Raw genomic sequence first — 14457 nt, 5'->3', positions numbered from 1 at the left:
CGACGAGGATGGTTGGAGTATTCCCACTCCGGCCAGCCCGATCAAGGCTATCGATCGCTCGGCGCCTCAGGGTAATGGCAGGCGGTCAGTAGCCCTCCGGGCTGGGCGGCCAACTCTGGTTCCACTTCGGCGCATTTCGACGTAGCTTTCCAGCAGCGAGTACGGAAGCGGCAACCGCTTGGCGGATTGGCCGGGCTCGGCAGGTCGCCCGCGAGTACAATGCGCTTCCGCTTGCCCCGCAGCGTCGGATCGGACGTCGGGACTGCCGAAAGCAGCGCCTGCGTGTACGGGTGGCGCGGCGCGGTGAATATCGAGTGGGTCGGACCGCTCTCGATGATGCGGCCAAGATACATCACCATCACCCGGTCCGACACGTGGCGGACGACAGCCAGGTCATGCGCCACGAACAGCATGGCGAGATTGCGGTCGCGCCGAAGCTTCGCCAGCAGGTTGATCACCTGCGCCTGCACCGACACATCGAGCGCCGAAACCGGCTCGTCGCAAACCAGCAGCGACGGCTTGAGCGCGAGCGCCCGCGCGATACCAAGCCGCTGGCGCTGGCCACCGGAGAATTCGTTCGGATAGCGCTCGGCATGCTCGGCCCTCAGACCGACATCCGCCAACAGCCGCGCCACCTCGGTGCTCCACTGCCCCCTTGGCACCACATCGCGATGCAGCGCCCATGGCTCGGAAATGATCCGGTCGACCCTCATGCGAGGGTTCAGCGACTGGTATGGATCCTGGAACACCACCTGCATCTTGCGTCGGATGGCGCGCAACTCCCGACCTTTCGCTGCGGCGATATCGACACCGTCGAGCACCGCCGTGCCGCTGGTAGGCGCGTTGAGCCGCAGCAGCGTACGAACGAGGCTGGTCTTGCCGCAGCCGCTCTCGCCGACCAGCCCCAGCGTCTCGCCCCGAGCGATGGCGAAGCTCACACCATCTACCGCCCGCACTGGCGCCGCCGGTGTGCCGAAATGCTTGGCCAGTGAGGAAACATCGAGCAACGGCGCCGTCATCGGGCATCCCCTGGGAAGTGACAGGCAACCTCGCGGCCAGGGCCCGCCGCTTCGAGCACCGGAACCACGGCAGCGCAAACCGCTTGCGCCCTCGGGCAACGCGTCCGGAAGGCACAGCCCGACGGAAGCGCGGCAGGATTGGGCGCCGAACCCGGAATAGGCACCAGCTCGTCACCGGACACATCAATGCGCGGCTGCGAGGCAAGCAAGCCCTGGCTGTAGGGATGTTGCGCCGTCGCGAAGAGCTCGAACACGCTCGCCGTCTCGACGATGCGCCCCGCATACATCACGGCCACGCGGTCGGCGATCTCGGCAACGACCCCGAGATCGTGGGTGATGAAGATCATCCCCGCCCCGCTGCGCTTCCGCACCGTATCGAGCAGATCGACGATCTGCGCCTGGATGGTGACATCGAGCGCCGTGGTCGGCTCGTCGGCGATGATGATGTCCGGCTCGAGCGCCACCGCCATGGCGATCATGATGCGCTGGCGCATGCCACCCGAGAACTGATGCGGGTATTGCTTCGCGCGCTGCGCGGGATCGGGGATGCCGACGGCCGCGAGGAGATCGATCACCGCCGCGTCGATGTCAGCGCCGCGCTTCTTGCCGTGGATGCGGAACATCTCCGCGATCTGCCAGCCGACTGTATAGACCGGGTTCAGCGCTGCCAGCGCATCCTGGAAGATCAGCGCGATCCGATCGCCACAGATACTGCGGCGCTCCGCATGCGGCAGCTGAAGCAGGTTCGTCCCATCGAATTTGATGGTGCCGCCGGCGATCGCGCCCGGCGGTGTCGGGACCAGGTCCATGATGGCCGACGCCGTGACGCTCTTGCCCGAACCGCTCTCTCCAAGCAGCGCCAGCACCTCGCCGCGCTCGAGCGAAAACGACACCCCATTAAGCGCGAGGATACGGCCGGCTGCGGTATCGAAGGTAACGGCCAGATCGCGCACTTCGAGCAGGCTCATTTGCCGCGCCTCTGCGTTGTCAGGCGCCAGCGTTGCGACGGGTCGTTGACGATCCGGAACCAGTTGGCGAGCAGGTTGAACGACATGGTGGTCAGCATGACGGCGAGGCCGGGGAAGCAGGCCAGCCACCAAGCCGTGCCGAGATAGCCCTGCCCCTGCGCCACCATCAGCCCCCAGCTGACGCCGGGCGGCTGGATGCCGAGACCAAGATAGCTGAGGCCGGACTCGAACAGCATCACCATCGCGATGTTCACCGACGCGAGCGTCAGCATGGTGGGTGCGACGACAGGCAGGATGTGCTGCGAGATGATCCAAACCGGCCCTGCCCCGAAGGTGCGCGACGCATCGACGAAGAGCCGCTCACGCACTTCCAGCACGTCGGCGCGGGCGACGCGGATATAGGCGGGCAGCCGCGTTACCGCGAGGACGATGACGAGGTTGGTGACGCTAGGCCCGAACAGGTAGAGCGCGACCAGCGCCACAAGCAGTGTCGGAAAGCCCATGATGATGTCGGAAACGCGCATGATCAGCGTGCTGACGAGTCCGCCGAAATATCCCGCTACCAGCCCCAGCGCGGTGCCGACGACGAGGCTGCTGAGCACAGCGGACAAGGCAATGCCGATCGAGGCGGCGGCTGCATCGGCGAGCCGCGCCAGCAGCGAGCGGCCGAGTGCATCGCCGCCCAGCCACAGCGTCCAGTCGCGGCTGAAGTCAAAAGGCGGCAGGTTCCGCGCCTTGAGATTGACCTTCCCCGCGGCAGTAAACATCCCGCTTGCGTCGGCGATGACGAGGAAAAGTACGATGGCCAGCCAGGCCACGGCCGCCAGCGCCATCGGGTCGCCAGTGAGGGCACGACCCATCCATTTGACACGGCTCGCGGTTGAGGTCTTCGGCGCCAGGCCTTCGGCAGTGGCAAGCTCGGTCATTGATCGAGCCTGACGCGCGGGTCGATGGCTGCATAGAGCAGGTCGACGAGGATGTTGATGAGGAAGATGACGATCGCGACGCAGAAGATGCTCGCCTGCACCAGCGCGAAGTCGCGCTTCAGGATGCCGTCGATCAGGAGCTTGCCGATGCCGGGAAACCCGAACACCACCTCGACCACGCCACCGCCCCCAGCGAACTGCGCAGCAAGATCGCCGGTGACGGTGATGGCCGGGAGGAGCGCGGTGCGGAGCGCATGGACGAATGTGACGCGTCCCTCACGGGCGCCCTTGGCGCGCGCGGTCCGCACGAAGCTTGCATTCAGCGCCTCGATCATCGAACCGCGCACGATCTGCACCAGCGTGCCGAAGGGCCGCGCGAAGAGACAGGCAACCGGAAGCACCCAATAGATCGGCCCGCCAAAGCCCGACGTGGGAAGCAGCCTGAGCGTCACGGCGAACACCAGGATGCCCATCAAGCCCAGCCAGAAGTCCGGCACGCTGGCCGCGGCCTGCGAGACAAGATTGACTACTCGGTCGAGCGCCGCGCCGGGACGGAGCGCGGCGAGGGAACCTGCGATCACCGCGAGGACAAAAGCGATGGCGAGCGCAATAGCACCGAGCGCCAGCGTATTCGGCAACGCTTCCAGCACGACTTCGAGCGCCGGCCGGTTGCGCCAGAGCGAGGTGCCAAAATCGAAGCGCAGCATCTGCGCGCCCCAATCGAGGAACTGGGACCAGACCGGCTGGTCGAGCCCCAGGCGCACGCGCATCGCATCGCGTGCCGCGGCGGAGGCGTCGACCGGCAGGTAAAGGTTCACCGGATCGCCGGTCAGCCGGACGAGGAAGAACACCGCCACCATGAGACCGGCAAGGGCCAGCACGGCATAGCCGGCGCGTCTCAGGAAATAGGCTGGCGACATTGTGGGATCCTGTTGCGGCTCACCCGGCCGCAACCGGGTGAGCCATATGCGACCGCGTTAGCGATAGCGGATGGTCTTGAGCTTGATCTCGTTACCGGCCTGCACGTCTGGGACGTAGTCGACGTTCGGCGCGATGCGGGCACTGGTGACCATGTGGAACAGCGGCACGATGTTGATGTCGTCTACCGCGATATAGGCGAACGCCTGCTGGAACAGCTTCTGGCGCTCCTCCCCGGTCGCCTGCGACGCATCGGCGATCAGCTTGTCGAGCTCGGGTGAGGCGATGGTCGAGGTGTTGCCGTCCGACGTGAAGCGGTTGGGCAGCGTGAACACGGCGTCGCCCTGCGTATTGTCGATCTGCGTCTGGATCATGCTCGGCACCCGGCCGTCCTCGAACGGCTTGATCAGCTTCTCGATCCAGGGATTGGTCTCCATCATCTCGAGCCGGATGTTGAAGCCGGCGTCGATCAGCATTGCCTGGATCGCCTCGAGACTTTCGGACGAATTCGGATAGATGCCGATGCGGCCATAGAGCACGATCTCGGTATCGACCGGCACGCCGGCGGCGCGGGCCTCATCGAGCAGGGCCTTGGCCTTTGCCGGATCGTAGGGCCAGACCGGGATATCCGGGTTGTAGCCGATCACGCTCGGCAGCACGACCTGCATGGCCTTCTGTGCATCCGGATGAAACACCGTGCCGATCAGCCCGTCGCGATCGATGGCAAGGTTCAGTGCCTCGCGCACCCGCTTGTCGTCGAGCGGCGGAATGGCCTGGTCGATACGCAGCAGCGACGTTTCGGCGTTGGGATAGGCCACGTCGTTCTCGGTCGTCGCGTCCTGCGGCGCAATCTCGAAGGCGATCTGCGCCTCCCCCGTATCGACCATCGCAGCGCGCACCGCCGATTCCGACCGCCAGAGGATCGTCACGTTCGGGATGGCCGGCTTGTCGCCCCAGTACCCCTGGTAGGCCGAAAGCACCACCGACTGCCCCTCGTTCCAGGCCGTGAGCTGGTACGGGCCGGTGCCCACCGGAGCGCGAGTCTTGGCATCGTTCGGTGTCGCTGCCGGCGAGCCGATATCGAGCGCCGCCAGCTTGTTGGGCAGGATCGGCTCGACGACGTCTGTCGTGACGCGCAGCGTCAGCGGGTCCACCACTTCGGGCGTGAACACGACATCCTTGAGATCGGCATTGGCCACCTCGCAGCCGAGATCGGCATTCTGCGCCCGGGTCAGGGCCGCAGCGACCGCACTGGCATCGAATGGGGTGCCATCGTGGAAACTCACGCCCGAGCGCAGCTTGAACTCCCAGGTCTTGTCGTCGATCCGCGACCAGCTCTCGGCGAGGCTCGGCAGCACGTTGCCGTTGGCCGGGTCGAGATTGACCAGCGCCTCGGTGATATTGTTCCGCAAGACGCGGGAATTGTTCGAAAGGTCCGTGTCGCACGGATCGAGCGACTTGGGCTCGTCGGTGACGACCACCGTCAGCGCGTCCGATTGCGCGAAGCTGGGACCGGCGAAAACCGAGCCCATCAAGAGCGCGGCGAGCAGCGTGGCGCTCAGGTTGAGCGTCGACTTGTGAAGCATGTCATTCCTCCCTGTACCGACGCGCCCCGATGGACTAGGTTCCAAATGGGACATCGATGTGGCTATGTGACACCACATCTGAAGCGATGTGTCAACTTTGGTTCCAAATAGGGCATTTATGTTTCATGGATGAACTCAAGCATGGCTCTCCAGTCGTCGAGAAGACGGCGCACCTGCTGGGCGCGGTCGCCGAAGCTGGCGACGGCATCTCCTTGAACGAGCTGGTAGAAAAGCTGGGAGCAGCCCGCTCGACGGTCTACCGGATCCTCAACTCGCTGGCCGCGCATGGGCTGGTGGCGCGGGTGAACGGCGGAGCCAACTATCAGCTTGGCCCGCGCTTCATCGAGCTCGCCCGCCGGATTTCGCCGAACGCCGACCGGGTCACGCTGGTCGAGGCGGCACGCCCGATCATGCAGTCGGCGGCGGACCGCATCCACGAATCGCTGAAGCTCTCCGCCCCCGAGGGCGATGAGATGCTGACCATCCTGGCGGCGGCAAGCCCTGCGGAATATGCCCTTTCCGTGCGGGTCGGCAGCCGTTCGCCCAAGCATGTCGGCGCCGCTGGCAAACTCGCGCTCGCCTATGCGAGCAGCGCGGACGTCACCGCCTATTGCGGTCGCGGCCTGGTGGCCCGCACGCCCTACACCATCACCGACCCGGAGGCGCTGGAAGAGGAACTGCGGCGCATCCGCGAAGATGGATTCGCCGAAGACAATCTCGAATCGGGGCTCGGCATCCGCGCCCTCGCGGCCCCGATCTTCGATGCCTCGAGCCGACTTGTCGCCGCCGTCAGCGTGCCGTTCATCGGCGATGCGACCCCCGAGCGAAAGCGTGCGATCCGCAAGGAAGTCATCGAGGTCGCCGATGCCTTGACCCGCCTTCTCGGCGGCACGTCGCCTGAAGTCAAATAAGAAACTTCTGGTTCTATATTGAACTTTCGAACCGCTGTCTGCTAAGTGCCATGTAGCCAAGGAGGATTGCATGACACTATTGAGCGCCGAAACCCAGGCCAAGCTGAAGCGGACGAACTCGGCGACGCTCAGCTCGCTGCTGCTGAAACGCGGCCTGAGGAACACCGCCATCCGCGGCGTGCGGCCGCTTGGCAGTGCGTCGGATCCCATGGTCGGCCCGGCGCTTACGGTGCGCTACATTCCGGCGCGCGAGGACATCGACGGCTCGGAGTACAGCTCGAGCCCGGACAACTTCCAGCGCAAGGCCATCGACACCATCGCCGAGGGCCACGTGCTGGTGCTCGATTGCCGCAACATGCCCGAGATCGCCGGCATCGGCGCCGTTCTCGCGCGTCGCCTAATCTATCGGCAGTGCGCCGGCATCGTGCTGGATGGCGGGGTGCGGGACACTGCCGATATCGCCGCCTTGGGGCTCCCGACCTTCTGCCTGGGCCCTGCGGCGCCGGCAAACCTCGTTGCCCATCACGCCTCCGACATGAACCAGCCGATCGCCTGCGGCGGCGTCGCCGTCTATCCCGACGACATCATGTTCGGAGACAGCGAGGCCGTCATCGTCATCCCGCGCAAATGGGCAGATGAAATCGCCGACGAGGCGCTGGCGATGGACCTGCAGGAAGAGTTCCTGAAATCCGAAATCGAGTCCGGCAAGTCCACCTTCGGCGTCTATCCGCCCAATGCCGAGACTGTCGAACGCTACAAGGTCTGGCTAGCCGCCAACGCTCCGGCTCTCGACAACGCCTAGGATCCAGCGGCCGCGCAGACGAGCGCGGCCTCATTTGCGACTGCTGCGACGTCCTTACTCGGCCCAGTTGCCATACATGATCGGCATCAGCCCGACGAGGGTGCTGAAGCGGTTCCAGGACTTGCGCTCCGGCATGGTCCAGCCGGACTCGGCGACCGCCGAGAGGCGCGGGAACACCAGGCGATCGAAGATGGCCCGGTCGGTCATCGACTCCGACCAGATGCAGGACTGGATACCGAGCAGGTGTTCCAGCCCCTGTTCGGAAAAGCCGGCGCGGGCATCGAACTCGTAGGTTTCCTGCGGCCCGGACCAGCCGGCCCAGCCGGCGCCGGGTTCGGCCCACGACACGCCATTGGCCATGTCCAGATAGTAGCGCTGGCCGGGCGAAACGACGATGTCGTAGCCGCGCTCGGCGAGCGCGGCGTTGATCTCGACGTTGCGCCAGCCAATGACGTAGGCCTTGTCCCGGTCGACCGCATCGCCATGCGCCGCCTCTTCCCAGCCGCCGGTAATCGCGCCCTTCCGCTTGATGATCTCATGCACCCGGCGGATGAAATGGGCCTGGAGGATCGCTGTCGGAGAGCCTTCGATCTCGTCGGCGCCATGATGGTTGCCGAGTTGGTTGAACTGGCTCTCATGCTTCTTGCGCATCTCGGGCCCTGCCAGCTTTTCGAGCAGGTCGAGCGCCAGTGGCGAACCCGACCATGCGGCCAGCGGCACTTCATCGGCCCCAATATGAAAGATGCCGGCGGGGAAGAGGTCGAGTACTTCCTCGACCACGGTTTCGACGAAGCGGTAGACGGGCTCATGCGCCGGGTTGAGGCTGTTGTTGGGGAACCCCTGCACCGACTGGTACTCGCCCTGCTCCGCCGGATCGCGCAGCTCAGGCACCGATTGCAGCGCGGCATAGAAATGGCCCGGCATGTCGATCTCGGGGATGACCGTGATGGCGAGGCTATCGGCCAAGGCCACGATCTGCCGGATCGTTGCCTTGGTGTAGTAGCCACCCGTCGGCTGCGGACCTGAGCCAAGCAGCGGCGGCAGGGCCTTGCCGTGGCCGCGCCAGGCGCCGACCTCGGTGAGGGCCGGATAGGCATCGATCTGGACGCGCCATGCTTCGTCCTCCGACAGGTGCCAGTGGAACCTGTTCATCTTGTTCCAGGCCATGAGTTTCAGCAGCCGGCTGACCTCGGCGCCGGTATAGAACTGACGCGCCACGTCGAGGTGGCAGCCGCGATAGACGAAGCCCGGAGCGTCGGTAATGGCACCGCCGGTCGGGAAGACGAACGTCGTCGGATGCTGGCGGGCGCCGCGGAGGATATGGCCGAGAGTCACGAGGCCATAGAACATGCCCTGCCGCGTGGTCGCCGAAACCGTGGCGCTGTTTTCGGCAAAGCGCACCTCATAGGCCTCGGGGCCCATGCCGGCCGTCTCGACCACGTGCACTGGCATGCCGGCTTCCGAAGCGGGACGGACGATCGCTTCGACCGGGAAGAGATCGTCCACGAGGTCGGCGAACGCCGTGGCAGCGCGGTTGGCAGCTTCACCCTCGGGCTTGAGATCGAAGCCGACCGGAGCGATGCGCGCGCCGGTCGTGGCGACCGACTGCGGCCACGGGATGATGGAGACGTCGACCGCCGCCTTGGCCGGCACCGGGAAGCGCGCCGCGCCCTTCAGCAGCGGAGCGTTGTTGCCCTTGCCCTTGGTGGGCAGCGTCGGCAACGCCACCAGCGTACCGTCGGCAAGCACGACATAGCCGGTATTGGCGCCATCGCTCCAGTGGCGAAGGCCGTATGAAAGGCCGCGAGCGGTGGCGACCCAGGTGGCGCCGGGCGCGAGCACATAGCCATCGGGCGGCGCAATCAGCGTGTGGTTGGAGAGGCGCTTGAGGAGCTTGCCGTTCTCCAGCGTCGCCTGCGGGTCGATACGGGCGGGACCGGAAAAACCGAGCTGGAAATTGCTGACGGGCGTGTCACCCGTATTGGTGAGCTCGATGCCATAGCCGAGCGGCTCGCCGTCCTTGGCCGGCGTCCAGGTGGTGACGAGCGAAAAACTGATGGGCATGGCAAAGATCCAATCTTGGAAAGCGACGCACCGGCCGGTGCGGTGAGGCAATGGAAGGAAAGGCGGCCGCTAGTCTCCAAGCGGCTGGGCGTCGTCCCCGTCGCGGTTGACGACGAGTTGGTGTTTGATCCGACGCATGCTGTCGATGGCCGAAACACCGAGGCGGGTGGCGACCGTCTGTGCCAGAATGTCGACGGTGGCGAGAAAGGCATAGCGGCCGGGAGTGGGCCGCAGGATATCGGTGTTCTCCTCCCGGTCGATCGGCAACAGGATGTCGGCCTGCCCCGCTACAGGCGAGGCCGAGCGGGTGACGACGATGCGCGTCAGCTGGTTGTCGCCCGCCGCCGAGAGCGCCTTCACCAGCGGCAGGTTGTTGCCGCTCAGCGAGAACGCAATGACTACCGTGCCGGCAGGCGCGCCCGCGGCGCGCATCATCTGCGCCTGATGGTCGAGCGACGATGAGACCGCCAGCCCAAGCCGGAACAGGCGGGTTTCCGTTTCGGCTGCAACCATCGACGAAGCGCCGCCCGAACCGAAGGCGAGCACATAGTTCGCCTTCGCGATCGCCACCGACGCCCGCTCGATGGCGTCGAAATCAAGCCGGTCGAAGGTCTGATAGATGGTCGACTGGATGCCGTTGACCACTCCCTGCGCGATCTCTCGGACGTGCTTGGGTCCTGCGTCGGTGGTAAAGTAGCGCTGCCCGACGAACCGGCTCTGGGCGAGGCGGACCCGGAACTCACCGTAGCTGGCGCAACCAAGGCGCCGGCAGAAGCGCGTCACCGTGGGCGGCGAGACCTTGGCCTGCGCCGCCAGGTCGACGATGGATAGGGTCAGCGCCGCATCGACGTCGGCCAGCACGATTTCCGTGAGCGCGCGCTCCGACGGCGTGAAGGTGTGCTTCTCTGTCTGCAACAGGCCAACAAGATCGACCATTGCCCCTCCCCGGCGCCCAGCTCGGGGGCGCGTCGTGGTGCTAATAGACGGCATTGCCCGCCGCGTCGAACAGATGCGCGGCATCGAGCGAGAAGCTGGCCTCCACCGCCACGCCCTCGGCAACCCGCGGGTCACCTTCGAACAGCGCAATGAAACTCTCGCCGGCAGGTAGCGTGGCATACAGCACGGTGTGGATGCCCAGGTGCTCGATGATCCGCGGCACGAGGTTGAGGGTGAAATCCTTCTTGCCCAGCGAGAAGTGCTCGGGGCGCACGCCGATCGTCACCGCCTCGCCAACCAGGTGCGTCGCCTGGCGCGGCAGCACCAGCGTACCCAGAGCGCCCAGATCCACGGTGACCTGGCTGCCGTCGGCGGCGGTACAGCGGCCGGCGATGAAGTTCATCTTCGGGCTACCGATGAAGCCGGCGACGAACATGTTGTCGGGCTTGTGATAGAGCTCCAGCGGCGAGCCCACCTGCTCGATCTCGCCGGCACTGAGCACCACGATCTTGTCGGCCATGGTCATGGCCTCGACCTGGTCGTGGGTGACGTAGATCATGGTCGAGCCGAGCCGCTTGTGCAGTTCCATCAACTCGATGCGCATCTCGGAGCGGAGCGCGGCATCGAGGTTGCTGAGCGGCTCGTCGAACAGAAATATCTTGGGTTCGCGCACGATAGCGCGGCCGATGGCGACGCGCTGGCGCTGGCCGCCGGACAGCGTTCCGGGCCGCTGCTGCAGCCGACTTTCGAGCTGCAGCACCTTGGCGGCCTTCTCGACGCGGGTCGTAACCTCGCTGTTGGGCAGTTTCTCGACGCGCAGCGGAAAAGCGATGTTCTCGAACACCGACATGTGCGGGTAGAGCGCGTAGGATTGGAACACCATGGCAATGCCGCGCTTGACCGGCGGCAGGTCCTTCACCGGCTTGCCACCGATGACGATCTCACCCTCGGTGACGTCCTCGAGCCCGGCGATCATCCGCAACAGGGTGGACTTGCCGCAGCCGGACGGGCCGACAAAGACGACGAACTCGCCTTCGGTCACCTCGAGGTCGATGCCCTTGATGATCTCGATTTCGGCGAAGGATTTCTTGAGGCGCGAGAGCGTCAGCTGGCTCATGCAGGTCTCCAACGGGCCCGCTAGGCGGGACGGATGGGCCGGCCGCCGCGCAAGGCGGCGACCGGCGGAGGCAACGTTACTTGTATTGCTCGAGGTCGGCGGCGGCCTTGGTCAGCGCCGCCTGCGGCTCGGCTGCACCGGTCACGACGGACTGCACCATCTCGATCATAGTGTTCTGCAGGCCGATATAGTCGGTGAACAGCGGCTCGGGACCACCGAACGCGATGCCGTCGAGGAACGGCTTCCAGTACGGCGTCTTGGCCACGAGTTCGCTGGTCTGCGGCTCGAGCGGACGGAGCGGGGTCAGGCCCTGCGCCATCTCGGCGGCCCACTGGCGCTCACCGGTGGTGATGTACTTAGCGAGGCTGATCGCCTGATCCTCGACGCCGGTGCCCTTGAACACCGCCAGCGAGTCCGTGATCAGCAGCGTACCCGGGCCCTTGGCATCGGGGCCAACCGGCAGCGGAGCGACGCCCCAGTTCATCTTGGCTTCGTCAGCGCGCAGCGCCGCGCCGACGCCACCCTGGATCATGCCCAGCTTGCCGTCGAGCCAGATCGAGCGAACTTCGTTCTGCTCATAGGCGGTCGGGCCCTCTTCCGCGTAAGGAACGATGTCCTTGAGCGCGGTCAGTGCGGCGAGGTTCTGCGGGCTGTCGAGGGTGATGTTGCCGTCGGCGTCGATCACCGAACCGTTGTTGGTGTAAACCCAGTGCAGGAACTGGTGCATGGTGTTGTCGAAGGTCTTGGCGACGACACCGAAGCCTGCCGCGTCGGTCTTGTCGGCGATCTGCTTGGCGAAGGCGATCTCTTCGGCCCAGGTCTTGGGCGGAACCTCGGGGTCAAGCCCGGCGGCCTTGAACAGGTCCTTGTTCCAGAACAGCGCCTTGGTCGAGAAAGCGACCGGAACGCCCCACTGGGTGCCTTCGAAGGTCACGGTCTCGGGCACGAAGTTGTAGTAGGAGGCCTTCTCCTCGTCCGTCATCGGGATGGGGACGATCAGGTCGTTCTGCGCGAACTGCTTGAGCGTACGCGAGCCGACATAGGCAAGCCCGACCGGGGTGCCGGCGGCGGCGAGCGTCGTCACTTTGTCCTGGCACTGGCCCCAGCCCACGACCTCGGGGACGACCTTGAAGCCCGGATTGTCGGCTTCCCACGCGGCGAAGTAATCCGCGTAGCCGGCCGTCAGTTCGTCGCCGCAGTTGATGAAGGTGATTTCCTTGACGTCCTGCGCGATGGCAGGAGCGGCACCGGCGAGCGCCAGAAGTGACACGGCCAGCAGTGATGTCGTTCTACTCACGTTAGTCTCCCTTGTTGCTAGCGCGTCCCCCAGGAACGCGTGCTTACCCCCGGCCGGGATCGACACCCCGGCCTTACTGCTTGATCGCCCCGGCGGTGAGGCCGGCGACGAGGTAGCGCTGCAGGAACACGATGATGATCATGACCGGCAGGATTCCGACGAAACTGGCTGCCATCAGCTCGTTCCAAACCACTTCCTGCTTGCCGAAAAAGGCGAAGAGGCCGATCGGCAGGGGCATGTATTCGGTCTTGGAGTTGAAGGTCAGCGCGAAGATGAACTGCTGCGCATAGGCACCGATGAACGTCATGATGGCGACGACCACGACGCCCGGCATGGCAAGCGGCAGGATGACGCGGCGCATGGTGTAGAGCCGCGAGGCCCCGTCCACCCAGGCCGCCTCGTCCAGCTCGCGCGGGATGCGCATCAGGTAGGTGCGGAGCAGCCAGATGGACGATGGAATGAGGAAGGCCGCGCCGGGGATGATCTGGGCCCAGTAGGTGTTGAGCAGGCCCACCGTGCGCATCAGGCGAAACAGCGGGATCAGCAGCACCGCGCCCGAGAACATGTTGACCGCCAGGAACGCCGCGAGCAGCACGCCGCTGGCCGGGAAGTTGAAGCGGGCAAAGGCATAGGCCGCCGGCACCGCGACTGTCACCACGATCGCCGTCTCGATGGTCGAGATCAGCAGCGAATTGAAGATGTAGCGGCCCAGGCTCGGCACGCTCGTCCACATGTTGATGTAGGCGTCGAACGAACCGTTCTTGGGGATGAAGCTGTAGGGCGTCGAGAACAGCTGGGCGAGCGGCTTCAGCGAGACGAGGAAGCCCTCGACGAACGGCGCCAGGACAAACGCGAGGAACACCGCGATGCCGGCATAGAGCGCCACCATTTCATACCAGCGATAGCGGTCGATCATCGGCTTGCCGGTCACGACACGGGCGCGGCGGGTCCTGGCGGCGGGCGCAGCAGGAGCTGCGATGACTCCGGTCGACGCGGCAGTGCGGGCGAGATGGCTCATTTCAGCGCTCCCTGGGACAGGCGCCGCACAGCGCGGAAATAGACGAGGCAGAAGATCGACACGAAGATGCAGATCATCACCGCCCGCGCCGCGCCCTCGCCGTACTTGGATGAGCGGATACCGGTCTGGAACGTGTCGATGATCATGGTGGTGGTCGACCCCGACGGGCCGCCCTGGGTCAAAATCCAGATGATGTCGAACGAGTTGAAGGTCGCGATCAGCGACAGCAGCGACATGGTGAGCATCGCCGGCAGGATCAGCGGCAGCGTAATGCGGCGGAACCGGTAGAAGCGCCCTGCCCCATCGGCCCACGCGGCCTCGTAGAGGTCCTTGGGCACCGACTGAATGGCGGCGAGCAGGTAGATCGTGACGATCGGCACCCCGATCCAGACGTCGGTGACGATGGTCGACCAGAAGGCGGGCGTCGGATAGCCGAGGAAGGCGAAGGGGCCGTCGAGGATGCCGAAGTTCTGCAACAGGCCCGAGATCATCCCGAACTGGCCATTGTACATCCAGCCCCACATGTAGATGCCGATGGCCATCGGCACGACCCATGGCGGCATGGTCAGGATGCGGAAGATAGTTTGGCCGGGGATCGCGGCGTTGAGCAACACCGCGCCGCAGGTGCCGATGATCATCTTCAGCCCCACCGAGCAGAGCGTCCAGAAGATCGTCCGGATGATGATCTCGGTGAACTTCGAGTTGGCGAAGATCTTCTGGTAGTTCGCCCACCCGACCCAATCCAGCTTCGGCCGCAGCGCCGCATTGGTGAACGACAGGATGATCGTGTCGACCAGCGGATAGGCGACGATAAAGAGGATATAGGCGACTGCGGGTGCCAGAAGGGCGAGGGCGAAGAGGACGGCAGTTCGGTTTGCGGTCATCGCCCTTGCCT

Annotated in this window: 13 protein-coding genes; 2 read left to right on the top strand and 11 right to left on the bottom strand. The window is 65.3% G+C overall.

Features of this window, described 5'->3' with window-relative positions; translation table 11 throughout:
- Positions 1-47: 47 nt before the first annotated feature.
- From AC1DWU_RS21855 to AC1DWU_RS21835, 5 genes are read right to left on the bottom strand one after another with little or no spacing between them, the layout of a single operon-like run.
- Positions 48-1019 carry an ABC transporter ATP-binding protein gene (locus AC1DWU_RS21855; RefSeq protein ID WP_477152124.1) on the bottom strand — a complete coding sequence of 324 codons (972 nt, stop codon included), beginning with the start codon at positions 1017-1019 and terminating at the stop codon, positions 48-50.
- On the bottom strand, positions 1016-1987 hold the full coding sequence (locus tag AC1DWU_RS21850; RefSeq protein ID WP_477152123.1) for an ABC transporter ATP-binding protein: 972 nt from the start codon (positions 1985-1987) through the stop codon (positions 1016-1018). Before AC1DWU_RS21850 ends, AC1DWU_RS21855 begins: the two co-directional genes overlap by 4 nt.
- Positions 1984-2913: an ABC transporter permease gene (locus AC1DWU_RS21845; protein WP_477152122.1), complete on the bottom strand. Its 930-nt coding sequence runs from the start codon at positions 2911-2913 to the stop codon at positions 1984-1986. The genes AC1DWU_RS21850 and AC1DWU_RS21845 overlap by 4 nt, the downstream gene beginning before the upstream one ends.
- Entirely contained in the window at positions 2910-3833 is a 924-nt protein-coding gene (locus AC1DWU_RS21840; RefSeq protein WP_477152121.1) for an ABC transporter permease, read from the bottom strand. Before AC1DWU_RS21840 ends, AC1DWU_RS21845 begins: the two co-directional genes overlap by 4 nt.
- Positions 3834-3890: 57 nt before the next feature.
- The gene (locus tag AC1DWU_RS21835) at positions 3891-5363 is read right to left on the bottom strand and encodes an ABC transporter substrate-binding protein (protein ID WP_477152151.1); all 1473 of its coding nucleotides are present in this window, start codon (positions 5361-5363) and stop codon (positions 3891-3893) included.
- Positions 5364-5542: 179 nt separating this feature from the next.
- Between AC1DWU_RS21835 and AC1DWU_RS21830 the strand changes: the two genes are divergently transcribed.
- Positions 5543-6328 (top strand): IclR family transcriptional regulator, encoded by a 786-nt coding sequence (locus AC1DWU_RS21830; protein ID WP_477152120.1) that lies wholly within the window; start codon positions 5543-5545, stop codon positions 6326-6328.
- Between the two features lie 70 nt (positions 6329-6398).
- Positions 6399-7130: a ribonuclease activity regulator RraA gene (locus AC1DWU_RS21825; RefSeq protein WP_477152119.1), complete on the top strand. Its 732-nt coding sequence runs from the start codon at positions 6399-6401 to the stop codon at positions 7128-7130.
- 54 nt (positions 7131-7184) lie between these two features.
- On the opposite strand, the gene AC1DWU_RS21820 is transcribed toward AC1DWU_RS21825, so the two are convergent.
- From AC1DWU_RS21820 to AC1DWU_RS21795, 6 genes are all read right to left on the bottom strand, one after another.
- A complete protein-coding gene (locus AC1DWU_RS21820; RefSeq protein WP_477152118.1) occupies positions 7185-9194 on the bottom strand; it encodes a family 20 glycosylhydrolase in 2010 nt (669 codons plus the stop codon).
- Positions 9195-9263: 69 nt separating this feature from the next.
- Entirely contained in the window at positions 9264-10130 is an 867-nt protein-coding gene (locus AC1DWU_RS21815) for a MurR/RpiR family transcriptional regulator (protein ID WP_477152117.1), read from the bottom strand.
- Positions 10131-10170: 40 nt separating this feature from the next.
- Positions 10171-11247: an ABC transporter ATP-binding protein gene (locus AC1DWU_RS21810; RefSeq protein WP_477152116.1), complete on the bottom strand. Its 1077-nt coding sequence runs from the start codon at positions 11245-11247 to the stop codon at positions 10171-10173.
- 76 nt (positions 11248-11323) lie between these two features.
- Complete coding sequence (locus AC1DWU_RS21805; protein WP_477152150.1) at positions 11324-12523, bottom strand: extracellular solute-binding protein; 1200 nt, start codon at positions 12521-12523, stop codon at positions 11324-11326.
- A 94-nt stretch (positions 12524-12617) separates the two neighbouring features.
- Complete coding sequence (locus AC1DWU_RS21800; RefSeq protein ID WP_477152149.1) at positions 12618-13460, bottom strand: carbohydrate ABC transporter permease; 843 nt, start codon at positions 13458-13460, stop codon at positions 12618-12620.
- A 98-nt stretch (positions 13461-13558) separates the two neighbouring features.
- Positions 13559-14446 (bottom strand): carbohydrate ABC transporter permease, encoded by an 888-nt coding sequence (locus tag AC1DWU_RS21795; RefSeq protein WP_477152115.1) that lies wholly within the window; start codon positions 14444-14446, stop codon positions 13559-13561.
- Between the last annotated feature and the right edge of the window lie 11 nt (positions 14447-14457).

This window comes from Devosia sp. P2_G7 (assembly GCF_056403495.1).
This window is presented reverse-complemented; position numbering and strand designations above follow the sequence as displayed.

Coding starts and splice junctions, on each gene's coding strand:
- AC1DWU_RS21855 (WP_477152124.1), bottom strand. CDS start 1,019: ATGACGGCGCCGTTGCTCGATGTTTCCTCACTGGCCAAGCATTTCGGC.
- AC1DWU_RS21850 (WP_477152123.1), bottom strand. CDS start 1,987: ATGAGCCTGCTCGAAGTGCGCGATCTGGCCGTTACCTTCGATACCGCA.
- AC1DWU_RS21845 (WP_477152122.1), bottom strand. CDS start 2,913: ATGACCGAGCTTGCCACTGCCGAAGGCCTGGCGCCGAAGACCTCAACC.
- AC1DWU_RS21840 (WP_477152121.1), bottom strand. CDS start 3,833: ATGTCGCCAGCCTATTTCCTGAGACGCGCCGGCTATGCCGTGCTGGCC.
- AC1DWU_RS21835 (WP_477152151.1), bottom strand. CDS start 5,363: ATGGGCTCGGTTTTCGCCGGTCCCAGCTTCGCGCAATCGGACGCGCTG.
- AC1DWU_RS21830 (WP_477152120.1), top strand. CDS start 5,543: ATGGATGAACTCAAGCATGGCTCTCCAGTCGTCGAGAAGACGGCGCAC.
- AC1DWU_RS21825 (WP_477152119.1), top strand. CDS start 6,399: ATGACACTATTGAGCGCCGAAACCCAGGCCAAGCTGAAGCGGACGAAC.
- AC1DWU_RS21820 (WP_477152118.1), bottom strand. CDS start 9,194: ATGCCCATCAGTTTTTCGCTCGTCACCACCTGGACGCCGGCCAAGGAC.
- AC1DWU_RS21815 (WP_477152117.1), bottom strand. CDS start 10,130: ATGGTCGATCTTGTTGGCCTGTTGCAGACAGAGAAGCACACCTTCACG.
- AC1DWU_RS21810 (WP_477152116.1), bottom strand. CDS start 11,247: ATGAGCCAGCTGACGCTCTCGCGCCTCAAGAAATCCTTCGCCGAAATC.
- AC1DWU_RS21800 (WP_477152149.1), bottom strand. CDS start 13,460: ATGATCGACCGCTATCGCTGGTATGAAATGGTGGCGCTCTATGCCGGC.
- AC1DWU_RS21795 (WP_477152115.1), bottom strand. CDS start 14,446: ATGACCGCAAACCGAACTGCCGTCCTCTTCGCCCTCGCCCTTCTGGCA.